This is a genomic window from Escherichia sp. MOD1-EC7011 (assembly GCF_002965005.1).
Lineage (GTDB): Bacteria > Pseudomonadota > Gammaproteobacteria > Enterobacterales > Enterobacteriaceae > Escherichia > Escherichia ruysiae.
In genome coordinates, this window is sequence record NZ_PTRD01000044.1 from 1 (window position 1) to 16376 (window position 16376).

The 16376-nt window shown below is 51.8% G+C and carries 14 protein-coding genes and 1 pseudogene; 10 read left to right on the plus strand and 5 right to left on the minus strand.

Annotated elements, in window-relative coordinates:
• Both ybbO and tesA read right to left on the minus strand, forming a co-directional pair.
• A pseudogene (gene ybbO / locus A7098_RS19530) lies at positions 1 to 302 on the minus strand (NADP(+)-dependent aldehyde reductase); the annotation flags it as partial.
• Entirely contained in the window at positions 292 to 915 is a 624-nt protein-coding gene (tesA, locus tag A7098_RS19535) for a multifunctional acyl-CoA thioesterase I/protease I/lysophospholipase L1 (protein WP_001295836.1), read from the minus strand. The pseudogene ybbO and the gene tesA, both read right to left, overlap by 11 nt.
• On the opposite strand from tesA, the gene ybbA reads away from it, so the two are divergent.
• Both ybbA and ybbP read left to right on the plus strand, forming a co-directional pair.
• Positions 886 to 1572, plus strand: a complete 687-nt coding sequence (gene ybbA / locus A7098_RS19540; protein WP_001110573.1) for a putative ABC transporter ATP-binding protein YbbA — start codon at positions 886 to 888, stop codon at positions 1570 to 1572. The two genes, tesA and ybbA, sit on opposite strands and share 30 nt — an antisense overlap.
• The gene (ybbP, locus tag A7098_RS19545) at positions 1569 to 3983 is read left to right on the plus strand and encodes a putative ABC transporter permease subunit YbbP (RefSeq protein WP_105281313.1); all 2415 of its coding nucleotides are present in this window, start codon (positions 1569 to 1571) and stop codon (positions 3981 to 3983) included. The genes ybbA and ybbP overlap by 4 nt, the downstream gene beginning before the upstream one ends.
• A 123-nt stretch (positions 3984 to 4106) precedes the next feature.
• Here the strand turns inward: ybbP and dinQ are convergent, their stop codons facing one another.
• The 3 genes from dinQ to allS all read right to left on the minus strand — a co-directional run bounded on the left by dinQ (position 4107) and on the right by allS (position 6691).
• On the minus strand, positions 4107 to 4190 hold the full coding sequence (gene dinQ, locus A7098_RS24410; RefSeq protein ID WP_349808740.1) for a damage-inducible type I toxin DinQ: 84 nt from the start codon (positions 4188 to 4190) through the stop codon (positions 4107 to 4109).
• 411 nt (positions 4191 to 4601) lie between these two features.
• Positions 4602 to 5696: a tRNA 2-selenouridine(34) synthase MnmH gene (mnmH, locus tag A7098_RS19555; RefSeq protein ID WP_105281314.1), complete on the minus strand. Its 1095-nt coding sequence runs from the start codon at positions 5694 to 5696 to the stop codon at positions 4602 to 4604.
• Positions 5697 to 5764: 68 nt separating this feature from the next.
• Entirely contained in the window at positions 5765 to 6691 is a 927-nt protein-coding gene (gene allS, locus A7098_RS19560) for an HTH-type transcriptional activator AllS (protein ID WP_105281315.1), read from the minus strand.
• Between the two features lie 229 nt (positions 6692 to 6920).
• Here allS and allA point away from each other — a divergent pair, with 229 nt between their 5' ends.
• From allA to A7098_RS19600, 8 genes are all read left to right on the plus strand, one after another.
• On the plus strand, positions 6921 to 7403 hold the full coding sequence (allA, locus tag A7098_RS19565) for an ureidoglycolate lyase (RefSeq protein WP_000776394.1): 483 nt from the start codon (positions 6921 to 6923) through the stop codon (positions 7401 to 7403).
• Positions 7404 to 7480: 77 nt separating this feature from the next.
• On the plus strand, positions 7481 to 8296 hold the full coding sequence (allR, locus tag A7098_RS19570) for an HTH-type transcriptional repressor AllR (RefSeq protein WP_000141275.1): 816 nt from the start codon (positions 7481 to 7483) through the stop codon (positions 8294 to 8296).
• 89 nt (positions 8297 to 8385) lie between these two features.
• Positions 8386 to 10167 (plus strand): glyoxylate carboligase, encoded by a 1782-nt coding sequence (gene gcl / locus A7098_RS19575; protein WP_105281316.1) that lies wholly within the window; start codon positions 8386 to 8388, stop codon positions 10165 to 10167.
• 12 nt (positions 10168 to 10179) lie between these two features.
• The gene (gene hyi, locus A7098_RS19580; protein ID WP_105281317.1) at positions 10180 to 10956 is read left to right on the plus strand and encodes a hydroxypyruvate isomerase; all 777 of its coding nucleotides are present in this window, start codon (positions 10180 to 10182) and stop codon (positions 10954 to 10956) included.
• A 99-nt stretch (positions 10957 to 11055) separates the two neighbouring features.
• Positions 11056 to 11934 (plus strand): 2-hydroxy-3-oxopropionate reductase, encoded by an 879-nt coding sequence (gene glxR, locus A7098_RS19585; RefSeq protein WP_105281318.1) that lies wholly within the window; start codon positions 11056 to 11058, stop codon positions 11932 to 11934.
• A 197-nt stretch (positions 11935 to 12131) separates the two neighbouring features.
• The gene (locus A7098_RS19590; RefSeq protein ID WP_000401111.1) at positions 12132 to 13586 is read left to right on the plus strand and encodes a putative allantoin permease; all 1455 of its coding nucleotides are present in this window, start codon (positions 12132 to 12134) and stop codon (positions 13584 to 13586) included.
• Between the two features lie 59 nt (positions 13587 to 13645).
• Positions 13646 to 15007 carry an allantoinase AllB gene (gene allB / locus A7098_RS19595; RefSeq protein ID WP_000006875.1) on the plus strand — a complete coding sequence of 454 codons (1362 nt, stop codon included), beginning with the start codon at positions 13646 to 13648 and terminating at the stop codon, positions 15005 to 15007.
• A gap of 56 nt (positions 15008 to 15063) precedes the next feature.
• Positions 15064 to 16365 carry a uracil/xanthine transporter gene (locus tag A7098_RS19600; protein WP_105281319.1) on the plus strand — a complete coding sequence of 434 codons (1302 nt, stop codon included), beginning with the start codon at positions 15064 to 15066 and terminating at the stop codon, positions 16363 to 16365.
• Positions 16366 to 16376 lie beyond the last annotated feature (11 nt).

Sequence of the window (16376 nt, forward strand, 5' to 3'; positions counted from 1 at the left end):
CCATACATGCCGAATCCGGCATTGTTAAAGATCCCATACAGACAATTATCGGTCAGGGCGATCACTTCGTCGGCAGCGCGATCAACACTTTCTGGCGAATCCAGATCGATCAACACACCGGTGAATCCCATGCTGTTCATGCGCTCAACATCATCCGGCTTCCGGCAACCTGCCAGCACATGAAAACCCTGACGTTTTAATTCGAGCGCGCTTTCCAGGCCAATTCCACTGGAACATCCGGTAATTAAGACCGATTTTTGCATAACTTTACCTGTCAGGATCTCCGTTGCTTTATGAGTCATGATTTACTAAAGGCTGCAACTGCTTCGCCATCCAGTCGGCAATAAACGGCTGGGCGTCGCGGTTGGGATGAATACCGTCATCCTGCATCCATTGTGGCTTGAGGTAGACCTCTTCCATAAAAAAAGGCAGCAGCGGAACATCAAACTCTTTGGCGAGTTTGGGGTAAATGGCGCTAAAGGCTTCATTATAACGGCGACCATAGTTTGCAGGCAGACGTATTTGCATTAACAATGGTTCAGCGTTGGCGGCTTTGACATCCTGCAAAATCTGGCGCAGCGTTTGCTCGGTTTGCTGTGGCTGAAAACCACGCAATCCATCATTGCCGCCCAGTTCAACCAGCACCCAGCGCGGCTGATGCTGCTTCAGCAAAGCCGGAAGGCGCGCCAGCCCTTGTTGCGAGGTGTCGCCGCTGATGCTGGCATTAACTACCGACGTTTTACTCTGCCACTTATCATTCAACAAGGCAGGCCAGGCCGCGCTGGCAGACATTCGATACCCGGCGCTCAGGCTATCACCCAGAATCAATAACGTGTCCGCTGCGGCGGCACGGAAGGTTAACAGAACCAGGAACAGGAAGGGCAAATGCCAGCGGAAAACATTGTTGAAGTTCATCATCTTAAGAAGTCCGTCGGTCAGGGGGAGCATGAACTCTCCATCCTCACCGGAGTTGAGCTGGTTGTCAAACGTGGCGAGACCATCGCGCTGGTGGGCGAGTCGGGATCGGGTAAGTCAACCTTGCTGGCGATCCTCGCCGGGCTGGATGACGGCAGCAGTGGCGAAGTGAGTCTGGTGGGACAACCGCTACATAATATGGACGAAGAAGCGCGGGCAAAGTTGCGCGCGAAGCACGTAGGCTTTGTTTTTCAATCATTTATGTTAATTCCTACCCTTAACGCGCTGGAAAACGTCGAGCTTCCGGCGCTGCTGCGCGGTGAGAGTAGCGCAGAAAGTCGTAACGGAGCGAAAGCGTTGCTCGAACAGTTAGGGTTGGGTAAACGTCTTGATCATCTTCCGGCACAGCTTTCCGGCGGCGAACAGCAACGTGTGGCGCTTGCGAGAGCCTTTAACGGTCGGCCTGATGTGCTGTTTGCCGACGAACCCACCGGCAACCTTGACCGCCAGACGGGCGATAAAATTGCCGACCTGCTGTTTTCCCTCAACCGTGAACATGGCACCACGTTGATTATGGTGACTCACGACCTGCAACTGGCGGCGCGCTGCGACCGCTGCTTACGGCTGGTGAACGGGCAATTGCAGGAGGAAGCATGATTGCACGTTGGTTCTGGCGCGAATGGCGCTCGCCGTCGCTATTAATTGTCTGGCTGGCGCTAAGCCTGGCGGTGGCCTGCGTGCTGGCGCTGGGCAATATCAGCGATCGCATGGAGAAGGGCTTAAGCCAGCAAAGCCGGGAGTTTATGGCGGGCGATCGGGCGTTGCGCAGTTCACGCGAAGTGCCGCAAGCGTGGCTGGAGGAAGCGCAAAAGCGCGGCCTGAAAGTCGGCAAGCAGCTTACTTTCGCCACTATGACCTTTGCAGGCGACACACCGCAGCTGGCGAACGTCAAAGCGGTGGATGATATCTACCCGATGTATGGCGATCTGCAAACTAATCCCCCAGACCTGAAACCGCAGGCGGGCAGCGTATTACTGGCCCCACGCCTGATGGCACTGCTTAACCTGAAAACGGGCGACACCATTGACGTGGGCGATGCCACACTGCGGATTGCCGGAGAAGTAATTCAGGAACCTGATTCCGGTTTTAACCCCTTCCAGATGGCTCCGCGTCTGATGATGAACCTGGCGGATGTCGATAAAACCGGAGCCGTGCAGCCGGGGAGTCGCGTCACCTGGCGCTATAAATTCGGCGGCAACGAGAACCAGCTCGACGGCTATGAGAAATGGCTGTTACCGCAGCTTAAACCCGAACAACGTTGGTACGGGCTGGAACAGGACGAAGGCGCGCTGGGGCGCTCGATGGAACGCTCGCAGCAGTTCCTGCTGCTTTCGGCGCTTCTGACCTTGCTGCTGGCAGTGGCAGCGGTGGCTGTGGCGATGAATCATTACTGTCGCAGTCGCTACGATCTGGTGGCGATCCTCAAAACGCTGGGGGCAGGGCGAGCGCAACTGCGTAAGCTAATCGTCGGTCAGTGGTTGATGGTGCTGACGCTTTCAGCCGTTACCGGTGGGGCGATAGGTCTGTTGTTCGAAAACGTGTTGATGGTGCTGCTCAAGCCCGTTCTGCCTGCTGCACTACCGCCAGCCAGCCTCTGGCCGTGGCTGTGGGCGCTCGGCACCATGACGGTCATCTCGCTGCTGGTGGGGCTACGACCGTACCGCTTGTTGCTGGCAACGCAGCCTTTACGCGTATTACGTAATGATGTGGTAGCGAACGTCTGGCCGCTGAAGTTTTATCTGCCGATTGTCAGTGTGGTGGTTGTGCTGCTGCTCGCCGGATTAATGGGTGGTAGTATGCTGCTCTGGGCGGTGCTGGCGGGCGCGGTAGTGCTGGCTTTGCTGTGCGGTGTGCTGGGCTGGATGTTGCTTAATGTACTTCGCCGCCTGACGCTGAAATCGCTACCTTTGCGTCTGGCGGTCAGCCGCCTGTTACGACAGCCGTGGTCAACGTTAAGCCAGCTTTCGGCATTTTCGCTCTCCTTTATGCTGTTGGCACTGCTGCTGGTGTTGCGTGGCGATCTGCTCGACCGCTGGCAACAGCAGCTACCGCCAGAAAGCCCGAACTACTTTTTAATCAACATCGCAACAGAACAGGTTACACCGCTAAAAGCGTTCCTTGCGGAACATCAGATAGTCCCGGAATCGTTTTATCCGGTAGTGCGGGCGCGGCTGACGGCGATTAACGGCAAGCCGACAGAAGGCAATGAAGATGAGGCGCTCAACCGCGAACTCAACCTCACCTGGCAAAATACGCGGCCCGATCATAACCCGATTGTCGCCGGTAACTGGCCGCCAAAAGCGGATGAAGTGTCGATGGAAGAGGGGCTGGCGAAACGCTTAAAAGTTACCCTCGGCGATACCGTGACTTTTATGGGCGATACCCAGGAGTTCCGCGCTAAAGTGACCAGCCTGCGCAAAGTGGACTGGGAAAGTCTGCGGCCTAATTTCTATTTTATTTTCCCGGAAGGGGCGCTGGACGGGCAGCCGCAAAGCTGGCTCACCAGTTTTCGCTGGGAGAACGGCAACGGCATGTTGACGCAACTCAACCGCCAGTTCCCGACCATTAGCCTGTTAGACATTGGCGCGATTTTAAAACAGGTCGGTCAGGTGCTGGAGCAGGTAAGTCGGGCGCTGGAAGTGATGGTGGTGCTGGTCACCGCCTGCGGTATGTTGCTGTTGCTGGCACAGGTGCAGGTGGGAATGCGTCAGCGTCATCAGGAGCTGGTGGTGTGGCGTACACTCGGCGCGGGCAAAAAACTGCTGCGCACGACATTGTGGTGTGAGTTTGCCATGCTCGGGTTTGTTTCCGGCCTGGTGGCCGCCATCGGTGCGGAAACGGCGCTGGCGGTACTGCAATCAAAAGTGTTTGATTTCCCGTGGGAGCCAGACTGGCGATTGTGGATTGTGCTGCCGTGCAGCGGTGCGTTGCTGCTGTCGCTTTGCGGCGGCTGGCTGGGCGCGCGACTGGTTAAGGGGAAGGCGCTGTTCAGGCAGTTTGCGGGGTGATGACAGGCGTAGCGCATCCGGCATGAATAGTGCGCCCTTTGGCAACAATCTGAAACCGACTGTCATGCCGGTTTGTTAAAGGCCGAAGGTGGTAAACCTTCGGCCTTAGCTACGTTTCCTCAGTTATTCAATAAACTGGCGGATCAGTTCCAGCAGCGCGATCAGCGCCTTAAGAACGATGAGAACTTTATCGAGAAAAGTTTTCATCCGTTGCTCCCTTAAGGGAGAAAGACAATCACAGCTTACCCTTACGTTGCCTGTAACTATGATTTTCCTTCATGTGCTAGATGAGGACTGCCTCTCTCCAAATCAGAGCACCAGAATCAGCACCACCTGTATCCTGACCAGGACTTAAAAGTACTTTTCCGCACTGCGGTAATCCCTTGAGGCAGTATCATTACTAGCGTCGGGATTGTATCGCCGGCATAGCTGTTTGAATATGTAGGTATCCTGACTTATAATTCACTTGCTAGATGAGGACTGTTTCATCTCTGCCCAGAACCACCAACTCTCGGGCGGAAAAATAAAAAAACCGACTGTCATGTCGGTTTTTTTATATCTGTATTCTGTTGCAATCATTCTGTTCTCACGACAATCGCCGTTTCAGAATACCGCTCATCACCGCGCCTTAACCCACTCAGCCACTTCCGCCCACTCACCGCGAAAGACAACTTTTTCCGCTTTTTTCTCAAGCTGATAGCGGTACATCGGGTCGTAATACTCTTCAAGCAACGGCACAAGCCAGGCCATATGACCGTCGGTGCTGCCGGTTGCGAGTTGCGTTGTCAGCGCCGCATCCAGCCGGGCAGCCAGTTCATTATATCGTTGTAGCCCCAGCCGACGCTTAATCGCCGAAAGACCGTGATGCAGATATTCGCAATACGCTTGCCAGCCCTGTTCGTCGCCATATGCATGGGTAAAATCATGATGCATACGCAAGAAATATTCTTCGTTCAGGCGTTCAAGCCGGATCTCAAACGGGTCTTCTACCACGGCAATCGCCGCCTGGGTCATTCGCTCGCGCAGACATTCCGGCAGATGGTTTGAACCAATCATCCGGCTTTCATCTTCCAGCACCCACAGGCGCAGATCCTGACGGGCGTCGGTTTTTAGCATTTCGGCAGCCAGCAGGTTTTCAAAACTCGCCTGGCTAAGTTGCGGCTGTAATGTGCGACCAAAAGCAGAACCGCGATGGCGCGCCAGCCCTTCCAGATCGACACCGTTCGGCTGTTGCTGCACTAACAGCGTTTTGCCGCTGCCGGTACAACCGCCAATCAGCACTATCGGTTTTTGTGACAGTTCAATGGTCGCCTGAATCGCGGTCTGGCGCAGTGCCTTATAACCGCCTTCCACCAGCGGATAATCAATCCCCGCTTCATGCAGCCAACGTTGCACAATATGTGAACGTTGACCGCCACGGGCGCAGCAGAGAATACCTTGCGGATTTTGCAGGCACGCTGCCCGCCAGGCGTCCATGCGCTGCTGACGAATTTCACCCGCCACCAGTTTATGCCCCAGCGCCAGCGCCGCGTCTGACCCTTGCTGTTTGTAGCAGGTGCCAACGGCGGCGCGTTCATCGTTATTCATTAACGGCAGGTTGATAGCGGCGGGCATTGTGCCTTGCTCAAACTCAATGGGGGCGCGAACATCAATAATGGGCGTATCAGCAATCAGCAGGGCACGATAGTCCTGTTCCGTGTGTCTCTCTTGCATAGTTAAAAGTGAACCTCAAATCAGCTTGCGCGCTATTTTACGCGCCAACGCGCAAGGAAACTTGATTTTTAACTGTGTGAGTTGCCGAAAATTTCTAAAAATCCGCTGATTTCCGGCCTGCGCTGGGTAAACAAGGTCACAATATCTTCTACCGCTTTGCCGCTGCCAAATTTGCGCCATGCCAGACTCAATGGCGAAGGAGGGCGCATCGTTGGAATGACCCGGCTGACCAGTTGTTGATTATCGATCATTGACTGGCAAAGTGATTTTGGCAAAAAACCAATGCCAATGCCCGCCAGATGGGCGGCGATTTTCGTTTCCATATCAGGAACAATAATTTCTTTTTGCCCCGGCAATCGCCAGGCCACGCGTTTGGTTAATGTGCGGGCGCTGTCTTCAATATTGACCGCCGGAAAGCGCCGTAACTGCGCTTCTGTGAGCGGCTCTTCAACGTTCGCCAGCGGATGATCCACCGCCATGACAAAGCGCCATTGCACCGATCCTAAGGGATCAAGACTAAAGGTATTTGCCAGCGCCTCGGTTCCTGTGACGCCGATAGCCAGTGAAAAACCTTCGTACAATAGAGAATCCCAGACGCCCATATAGATTTGCCGGGAGATGTGAAACTGGGTAAACGGGTAACGTTCATTCAGCCACGCCAGCAATTGGGCGACGGCCTGGGGGGTGTAGAGCAGGTTGTTGATGACAATATTCACCTGGCGTTCTACGCCATCATTCACCTGTTGCAGCTCGCTGGGCATACTTTCCAGCCAGCTCAGCCAGTCTCTGGCCTGACAAAGCAGATGCTCGCCTGCCGCTGTCAATGTCACGCTGCGAGTGGTGCGGAAAAACAACGCCACCCCGGTATTCTCTTCCAGAAGTTTAATGCGATAACTGATGGTCGCCGTGGTTTTGCATAATCGTTCTGCCGCTTTTGAAAAACTTCCTGTTTCAGCAACCGCAATGAAAGTCCGCAAGGTTTCTGGATCAAACATCTTCAGGTATCCCCTTTTAAATCCGCAAGTTGCGTGATTTTGCTGTCCTTTGATTTACTTGTATTTTTACATGATAACCCTGTGTGATTTGTGGGCTAAATCTAGTTTTGGAAAAATATTCCAACTTTTGTGTTGATGTTGTTCTCTTAAGGTTTTAGATTGCCTGTTATTGAAACCAAGCTGACCGGTCGGCGCTGGTTGAACGGAATTATGTTACAAGGACAACAAGATGAAACTTCAGGTATTACCGTTAAGTCAGGAAGCCTTCAGTGCTTATGGCGACGTAATCGAAACGCAGCAACGGGATTTTTTTCATATTAACAATGGCCTGGTGGAGCGTTATCACGATTTGGCGCTGGTTGAGATTCTTGAGCAAGACCGTACTCTGATTAGCATTAACCGCGCGCAACCTGCCAGGCTGCCGCTGACCATTCACGAACTCGAACGTCATCCGCTGGGCACTCAGGCGTTTATCCCGATGAAAGGGGAAGTGTTTGTGGTGGTCGTGGCGTTAGGTGACGACAAACCAGACCTGACAACGCTGCGGGCGTTTATCACCAACGGTGAGCAGGGGGTGAATTACCATCGTAATGTCTGGCATCACCCGCTTTTCGCCTGGCAGCGCGTCACCGATTTTCTGACCATCGATCGCGGCGGCAGTGACAACTGTGATGTCGAAAGTATTCCTGAGCAGGAGCTCTGTTTTGCGTGACGCCTACAACCGACTTGCATAAGATAAACGAATTGTTCATTGTTTATGCTCACTTGTAGGTCGGAGTTAACGTAGGTATGACGGAAGTTAGACGGCGCGGCAGGCCAGGACAGGCGGAGCCTGTGGCACAGAAGGGCGCACAGGCATTAGAGCGGGGAATTGCGATTCTGCAATATCTGGAAAAAAGTGGGGGAAGTTCGTCAGTTAGCGATATTTCTCTCAATCTGGATTTGCCGCTCTCCACGACCTTTCGCCTGCTGAAGGTTTTACAGGCAGCGGATTTTGTCTATCAGGACAGTCAGTTAGGCTGGTGGCATATAGGATTAGGTGTCTTTAACGTCGGTGCGGCGTACATCCATAACCGCGATGTCCTCTCCGTCGCCGGGCCGTTTATGCGCCGCCTGATGTTACTTTCCGGCGAAACGGTCAATGTCGCGATTCGTAACGGCAATGAAGCGGTATTAATTGGTCAGTTAGAGTGTAAATCGATGGTCAGGATGTGTGCACCGCTGGGCAGTCGTCTGCCGTTACATGCTTCCGGCGCAGGTAAGGCGCTGCTTTATCCGCTGGCGGAAGAGGAGCTGATGAGCATCATCCTGCAAACCGGTTTGCAGCAGTTTACGCCAACTACGCTTGTGGATATGCCCACCTTGCTGAAGGATCTGGAACAAGCGCGTGAACTGGGCTATACCGTAGATAAAGAAGAGCATGTTGTTGGCCTGAATTGCATAGCTTCAGCAATTTACGATGATGTGGGTAGTGTTGTTGCCGCTATCTCCATCTCCGGGCCTTCATCAAGACTGACAGAAGATCGTTTTGTCAGTCAGGGTGAGCTGGTCAGAGACACCGCCCGCGATATCAGCACGGCGTTGGGACTGAAAGCACATCCATAGTGTCTGTCGCATCCCGCTCTGCAGAGCGGGTTTTTTTGACAAAATTTGAAAGTTGGAAAATTTTTCCAATTAATTGAGGTAGGAAGAAAATGGCAAAAATGAGAGCCGTTGACGCGGCAATGTATGTGCTGGAGAAAGAAGGTATCACCACCGCCTTCGGCGTTCCGGGAGCAGCAATCAATCCTTTCTATTCAGCGATGCGTAAGCACGGCGGTATTCGTCACATTCTGGCGCGTCACGTGGAAGGTGCGTCGCACATGGCGGAAGGTTATACCCGCGCAACGGCAGGGAATATCGGCGTATGTCTGGGAACATCGGGACCAGCAGGCACTGACATGATCACCGCGCTCTATTCCGCTTCTGCTGATTCCATTCCTATTTTGTGCATTACCGGTCAGGCTCCGTGCGCCCGTCTGCATAAAGAAGATTTCCAGGCCGTTGATATTGAAGCAATTGCCAAGCCGGTCAGTAAAATGGCGGTTACAGTACGTGAAGCAGCACTGGTGCCTCGTGTGCTGCAACAGGCATTTCACCTGATGCGTTCTGGTCGTCCGGGGCCGGTACTGGTGGATTTACCGTTCGACGTTCAGGTAGCGGAAATCGAGTTTGATCCTGATATGTACGAACCGCTGCCGGTCTACAAACCTGCTGCCAGCCGTATGCAGATCGAAAAAGCTGTAGAAATGTTAATCCAGGCCGAACGTCCGGTGATTGTTGCCGGGGGCGGGGTTATCAATGCTGACGCAGCCGCGCTGTTACAACAGTTTGCTGAACTGACCAGCGTTCCGGTGATCCCAACGCTGATGGGCTGGGGCTGTATCCCGGACGATCATGAACTGATGGCCGGGATGGTGGGTCTGCAAACTGCGCATCGTTACGGTAACGCAACATTGCTGGCGTCCGACATGGTGTTTGGTATCGGTAACCGTTTTGCCAACCGTCATACCGGTTCGGTAGAGAAATACACCGAAGGGCGCAAAATCGTCCATATCGATATTGAGCCGACGCAAATTGGCCGCGTACTGTGCCCGGATCTGGGCATTGTCTCCGACGCCAAAGCGGCACTGACGCTGCTGGTTGAAGTGGCGCAGGAGATGCAAAAAGCGGGTCGTCTGCCGTGTCGTAAAGAGTGGGGCGCCGACTGCCAGCAACGCAAACGTACTTTGCTGCGTAAAACTCACTTCGACAACGTGCCGGTGAAACCGCAGCGCGTGTATGAAGAGATGAACAAAGCCTTTGGTCGCGATGTTTGCTATGTCACCACCATCGGCCTGTCACAAATTGCTGCGGCGCAAATGCTGCACGTCTTTAAAGACCGTCACTGGATCAACTGTGGTCAGGCAGGCCCGCTGGGCTGGACCATTCCGGCGGCGCTGGGCGTGTGTGCCGCTGATCCAGAGCGTAATGTGGTGGCGATTTCCGGTGACTTCGACTTCCAGTTCCTGATTGAAGAATTAGCCGTTGGCGCACAGTTCAATATTCCGTACATCCATGTGCTGGTTAATAACGCCTATCTCGGCCTGATTCGTCAGTCGCAGCGTGCATTTGATATGGATTACTGCGTACAGCTTGCGTTTGAAAATATTAACTCCAGTGATGTGAACGGTTATGGCGTTGACCACGTGAAAGTGGCAGAAGGTTTAGGTTGTAAAGCGATTCGCGTTTTCAAACCGGAAGATATTGCACCGGCCTTTGAACAAGCGAAAGTCTTAATGAATCAGTACCGTGTCCCGGTGGTGGTGGAAATTATGCTGGAGCGAGTAACCAATATTTCGATGGGTAGCGAACTGGATAACGTCATGGAATTTGAAGATATCGCCGATAACGCAGCGGACGCGCCGACTGAAACCTGCTTCATGCACTATGAATAAGGGAGATAAATAATGTTACGTTTCTCTGCTAATTTATCGATGTTATTTGGCGAATATGATTTTCTCGCCCGTTTTGAGAAAGCCGCGCAGTGTGGTTTTCGCGGCGTTGAATTTATGTTCCCTTATGACTACGACATTGAAGAATTAAAACAGGTGCTGGCGAGTAATAAACTCGAGCATACGCTGCATAATTTACCTGCGGGTGACTGGGCGGCGGGCGAGCGGGGTATTGCCTGTATTCCTGGCCGTGAAGAAGAGTTTCGTGATGGCGTAGCAGCGGCGATTCGTTATGCCCGTGCGCTGGGTAATAAAAAAATCAACTGTCTGGTCGGTAAAACTCCGGCGGGTTTCAGCAGTGAACAGATTCACGCAACGCTTGTGGAAAACCTGCGTTATGCCGCGAATATGTTGATGAAAGAAGATATTTTATTACTGATTGAACCTATCAACCATTTCGATATCCCTGGTTTCCATCTCACCGGAACTCAGCAGGCGCTGAAACTGATTGATGATGTAGGCTGCTGCAATTTGAAAATTCAGTATGACATTTATCATATGCAGCGGATGGAAGGTGAATTAACCAACACCATGACCCAATGGGCCGATAAAATTGGTCACCTGCAAATCGCCGATAATCCACATCGTGGCGAACCGGGAACCGGAGAAATTAATTACGATTATCTCTTTAAGGTAATTGAAAATTCTGACTACAACGGTTGGGTTGGCTGTGAATATAAACCCAGAACCACCACGGAAGCCGGTTTAGGCTGGATGAAACCGTACCGTTAAAACGTAACGCTGTTCAGACAATGCTTTTTTAGGCCGCTACGTCGGCAGGGGATCGCGTTGTCTGAATTCAGGAAAAGCGACATTTAAAAGAGGCTAAATATGAAACTGGGATTTATTGGCTTAGGCATTATGGGTACTCCGATGGCCATTAATCTGGCGCGCGCCGGTCATCAACTGCATGTCACAACTATTGGTTCGGTTGCTGATGAATTACTGTCACTCGGTGCCGTCAGCGTTGACACTGCGCGCCAGGTAACAGAAGCGTCAGACATCATTTTTATTATGGTGCCGGATACGCCACAGGTTGAAGAAGTTCTGTTTGGTGAAAATGGTTGTACCAAAGCCTCGCTGAAGGGCAAAACCATTGTTGATATGAGCTCCATTTCACCGATTGAAACTAAACGTTTCGCCCGTCAGGTGAATGAACTGGGCGGCGATTATCTCGACGCGCCAGTCTCCGGCGGCGAAATCGGCGCCCGTGAAGGGACATTGTCAATTATGGTTGGTGGCGACGAAGCGGTATTTGAACGTGTTAAACCGCTGTTTGAACTGCTCGGTAAAAATATCACCCTCGTGGGCGGTAACGGCGACGGTCAGACCTGTAAAGTAGCAAACCAGATTATCGTGGCGCTCAATATTGAAGCGGTTTCTGAAGCCCTGCTGTTTGCATCGAAAGCCGGTGCCGATCCGGTGCGTGTGCGCCAGGCGCTGATGGGCGGCTTTGCTTCCTCGCGCATTCTGGAAGTTCACGGTGAGCGTATGATTAAACGCACCTTTAATCCGGGCTTCAAAATTGCTCTGCACCAGAAAGATCTCAACCTGGCGCTGCAAAGTGCGAAAGCACTGGCGCTGAATCTGCCAAACACCGCAACCTGCCAGGAGTTATTTAATACCTGTGCGGCAAACGGCGGCAGCCAGTTGGATCACTCTGCATTAGTGCAGGCGCTGGAGTTAATGGCGAATCATAAACTCGCCTGATAAAAAGGCATCGTTGCCGATAAAGCCTCGATGCCTGCAATAAAAATGGCCGATATCAAATAATTGATTCGGCCAGCAGTAAAAAAAGAAAGCAGCCAACGACGTTGCTTCAGTATTAAAAATTATTTTTTATTTTATTAGTTCCTCATAGCTAGATTAAAACAGCGTTATTCGATACGTGAAATTAAGAGGGATTTATGGAACATCAGAGAAAACTATTCCAGCAACGCGGATATAGCGAAGATTTATTACCGAAAACACAAAGTCAACGTACCTGGAAAACATTTAACTACTTTACCTTATGGATGGGTTCGGTTCATAACGTTCCCAATTATGTAATGGTCGGCGGCTTTTTTATTCTCGGCTTGTCTACTTTTAGTATTATGCTGGCAATTATCCTTAGCGCCTTTTTTATAGCTGCGGTAATGGTATTAAACGGTGCTGCGGGCAGTAAATACGGCGTGCCTTTTGCTATGATCCTGCGAGCTTCGTATGGCGTGCGTGGCGCACTGTTTCCCGGACTGTTAAGAGGCGGGATTGCCGCCATCATGTGGTTTGGTTTGCAGTGTTATGCCGGATCGCTGGCCTGCTTGATCCTGATTGGCAAAATCTGGCCGGGATTTTTAACTCTCGGCGGTGATTTTACCCTGTTAGGGCTTTCTCTACCGGGCTTAATCACTTTCTTACTCTTCTGGCTGGTTAACGTTGGTATTGGTTTTGGCGGTGGCAAAGTTTTAAATAAATTCACCGCTATTCTTAACCCGTGCATCTATATCGTCTTCGGCGGTATGGCAATTTGGGCGATTTCGCTGGTAGGGATTGCTCCAATCTTTGACTACATTCCGAGCGGTATTCAGAAGGCAGAAAATAGTGGCTTCCTGTTCCTGGTGGTGATCAACGCGGTGGTTGCGGTCTGGGCGGCACCGGCGGTGAGCGCATCAGACTTTACGCAAAACGCTCACTCTTTCCGTGAGCAGGCGCTGGGGCAAACGCTCGGTTTGGTTGTGGCCTATATTCTGTTTGCGGTCGCCGGGGTATGTATTATTGCCGGAGCCAGTATTCATTACGGCGCTGACACCTGGAACGTGCTGGATATTGTTCAGCGTTGGGACAGCCTGTTTGCCTCGTTCTTTGCGGTACTGGTTATTCTGATGACGACCATTTCCACGAACGCCACCGGTAATATTATTCCGGCTGGTTATCAGATTGCCGCTATTGCACCGACGAAACTGACCTATAAAAACGGCGTACTGATTGCCAGTATTATCAGCCTGCTGATCTGCCCGTGGAAATTAATGGAAAACCAGGACAGTATTTATTTGTTCCTCGATATTATCGGTGGGATGCTGGGGCCGGTAATTGGTGTGATGATGGCGCATTATTTCGTAGTAATGCGCGGGCAAATTAATCTTGATGAACTGTACACCGCACCAGGTGATTTTAAATATTACGATAACGGTTTTAACCTCACTGCATTCTCAGTCACTCTGGTGGCGGTTATTTTATCTCTCGGCGGTAAATTTATTCCGGTCATGGAACCGTTATCGCGTGTTTCATGGTTTGTCGGCGTCATCGTCGCCTTTGCGGCCTACGCTTTATTAAAGAAACGCACAGCAGTAGAAAAAACAGGAGAGCAAAAAGTCACAGGTTAATTAATCCCGATATTGAACATTGAGTTAAAAAACAATCTGTATTTTACAAGGAGTTTGTTATGTCTTTTGATTTAATTATTAAAAACGGCACCGTCATTTTAGAAAACGAAGCTCGCGTTGTAGATATCGCCGTTAAAGGCGGAAAAATTGCCGCTATCGGTCAGGATCTGGGCGATGCAAAAGAAGTTATGGATGCGTCTGGTCTGGTGGTTTCTCCGGGCATGGTCGATGCGCACAGCCATATTTCTGAACCGGGTCGTAGCCACTGGGAAGGTTATGAAACCGGCACTCGCGCAGCGGCAAAAGGAGGTATCACCACCATGATCGAAATGCCGCTCAACCAGTTGCCAGCAACCGTTGATCGCGCATCGATTGAACTGAAGTTCGACGCCGCTAAAGGTAAGTTGACTGTCGATGCGGCACAACTGGGTGGCCTGGTCTCTTACAACATCGACCGTCTGCACGAACTGGATGAAGTGGGCGTTGTCGGCTTCAAATGCTTCGTTGCGACCTGTGGCGATCGTGGTATCGACAACGACTTCCGTGACGTAAACGACTGGCAGTTCTTCAAAGGCGCGCAGAAGCTGGGCGAAATGGGGCAGCCGGTGCTGGTGCACTGCGAAAACGCTCTGATCTGTGATGAACTGGGCGAAGAAGCGAAGCGTGAAGGTCGCGTAACCGCACATGATTATGTGGCTTCTCGTCCGGTATTTACCGAAGTGGAAGCGATTCGCCGCGTACTGTACCTGGCGAAAGTTGCCGGTTGCCGTCTGCACGTTTGCCACATCAGCAGCCCGGAAGGTGTTGAGGAAGTGACTCGTGCGCGTCAGGAAGGTCAGGATGTTACCTGTGAATCCTGCCCGCATTACTTTGTGCTGGATACCGATCAGTTCGAAGAAATTGGCACCCTGGCGAAGTGTTCACCGCCGATCCGCGATCTGGAAAACCAGAAAGGCATGTGGGAAAAACTGTTTAACGGTGAAATCGACTGCCTGGTTTCCGACCACTCTCCATGCCCGCCGGAAATGAAAGCCGGTAACATCATGAAAGCATGGGGCGGTATCGCCGGTCTGCAAAGCTGCATGGACGTGATGTTCGATGAAGCAGTACAGAAACGCGGTATGTCTCTGGCAATGTTCGGCAAATTAATGGCGACTAATGCAGCAGATATCTTCGGTCTGCAGCAAAAAGGTCGTATCGCCCCAGGAAAAGATGCCGACTTTGTCTTCATTCAACCGAATAGCAGCTATGTTCTTACCAATGACGATTTGGAATATCGCCACAAAGTCAGCCCGTATGTTGGCCGAACCATTGGCGCGCGTATCACGAAAACCATCTTACGTGGTGATGTGATTTACGACATCGAACAGGGCTTCCCTGTTGCGCCGAAAGGTCAATTTATCCTTAAACATCAGCAGTAATCTGGCCCCTGCAATGCCCGTCCTTGCGGCGGGCATTCTCCGGTTAAGGTGTGTTTATGTTCAATTTTGCAGTGAGCCGCGAAAGCCTGTTATCAGGATTTCAGTGGTTTTTCTTTATTTTTTGCAACACGGTTGTGGTTCCTCCTACGCTGCTTTCGGCTTTTCAGTTGCCGCAAAGTAACCTGCTTACGCTCACCCAATATGCTTTTCTTGCTACTGCACTGGCCTGCTTCGCTCAGGCGTTCTGCGGCCATCGTCGCGCTATTATGGAAGGGCCAGGTGGCCTGTGGTGGGGAACTATCCTCACTATCACCCTTGGCGAAGCATCGCGCGGAACGCCTGTCAATGATATCGCCACCAGTCTGGCGGTGGGGATTGCGATTTCCGGCGTGCTGACGATATTGATTGGACTTAGTGGATTAGGTCATCGCCTTGCGCGGTTGTTTACTCCGACGGTGATGGTGCTGTTTATGCTGATGCTGGGCGCGCAGCTGACCACTATCTTTTTCAAAGGTATGCTCGGGCTGCCGTTTGGCATAGCCGACCCGAATTTTAAAATTCAGTTACCGCCGTTCGCGCTCTCGGTGGCGGTGATGTGCCTGGTTCTGGCGATGATTATCTTCCTGCCGCAACGTTTTGCCCGTTACGGCCTGTTGGTCGGCACGATAACCGGCTGGTTGTTGTGGTACTTTTGCTTTCCTTCTTCGCATTCGCTCTCCGGTGAGTTGCACTGGCAGTGGTTCCCGCTCGGCAGTGGCGGTGCGTTGTCGCCGGGAATTATTCTGACGGCGGTGATTACAGGTCTGGTGAATATCAGTAATACCTACGGTGCGATTCGGGGCACGGATGTTTTTTATCCGCAGCAGGGCGCGGGGAATACGCGTTATCGTCGTAGCTTTGTGGCGACCGGATTTATGACGCTGATAACCGTACCGCTGGCGGTAATTCCATTTTCACCGTTTGTTTCATCCATTGGTTTATTAACCCAGACTGGCGATTACACGCGGCGTTCGTTTATTTATGGCAGCGTTATTTGCCTGCTGGTGGCACTGGTTCCGGCACTCACACGACTATTTTGCAGTATCCCTTTACCAGTGAGTAGCGCGGTCATGCTGGTTTCTTATCTGCCTTTACTCTTTTCCGCGCTGGTGTTTAGTCAGCAAATAACGTTTACCGCTCGCAATATTTATCGACTCGCATTGCCGTTATTTGTCGGCATATTTTTAATGGCATTACCGCCTGTGTATCTGCAAGACCTTCCATTAACGCTTCGTCCTCTGCTCAGTAACGGCTTACTGGTCGGAATTTTACTGGCTGTTCTTATGGATAACCTTATTCCGTGGGAACGCATCGAATAATTTGTTGAAAA

Bases quoted from the DNA above. Each gene is read 5' to 3' on its own strand.
- ybbA (WP_001110573.1), top strand. From the start codon at position 886: ATGCCAGCGGAAAACATTGTTGAAGTTCATCATCTTAAGAAGTCCGTC.
- tesA (WP_001295836.1), bottom strand. From the start codon at position 915: ATGAACTTCAACAATGTTTTCCGCTGGCATTTGCCCTTCCTGTTCCTG.
- ybbP (WP_105281313.1), top strand. From the start codon at position 1,569: ATGATTGCACGTTGGTTCTGGCGCGAATGGCGCTCGCCGTCGCTATTA.
- dinQ (WP_349808740.1), bottom strand. From the start codon at position 4,190: ATGAAAACTTTTCTCGATAAAGTTCTCATCGTTCTTAAGGCGCTGATC.
- mnmH (WP_105281314.1), bottom strand. From the start codon at position 5,696: ATGCAAGAGAGACACACGGAACAGGACTATCGTGCCCTGCTGATTGCT.
- allS (WP_105281315.1), bottom strand. From the start codon at position 6,691: ATGTTTGATCCAGAAACCTTGCGGACTTTCATTGCGGTTGCTGAAACA.
- allA (WP_000776394.1), top strand. From the start codon at position 6,921: ATGAAACTTCAGGTATTACCGTTAAGTCAGGAAGCCTTCAGTGCTTAT.
- allR (WP_000141275.1), top strand. From the start codon at position 7,481: ATGACGGAAGTTAGACGGCGCGGCAGGCCAGGACAGGCGGAGCCTGTG.
- gcl (WP_105281316.1), top strand. From the start codon at position 8,386: ATGGCAAAAATGAGAGCCGTTGACGCGGCAATGTATGTGCTGGAGAAA.
- hyi (WP_105281317.1), top strand. From the start codon at position 10,180: ATGTTACGTTTCTCTGCTAATTTATCGATGTTATTTGGCGAATATGAT.
- glxR (WP_105281318.1), top strand. From the start codon at position 11,056: ATGAAACTGGGATTTATTGGCTTAGGCATTATGGGTACTCCGATGGCC.
- A7098_RS19590 (WP_000401111.1), top strand. From the start codon at position 12,132: ATGGAACATCAGAGAAAACTATTCCAGCAACGCGGATATAGCGAAGAT.
- allB (WP_000006875.1), top strand. From the start codon at position 13,646: ATGTCTTTTGATTTAATTATTAAAAACGGCACCGTCATTTTAGAAAAC.
- A7098_RS19600 (WP_105281319.1), top strand. From the start codon at position 15,064: ATGTTCAATTTTGCAGTGAGCCGCGAAAGCCTGTTATCAGGATTTCAG.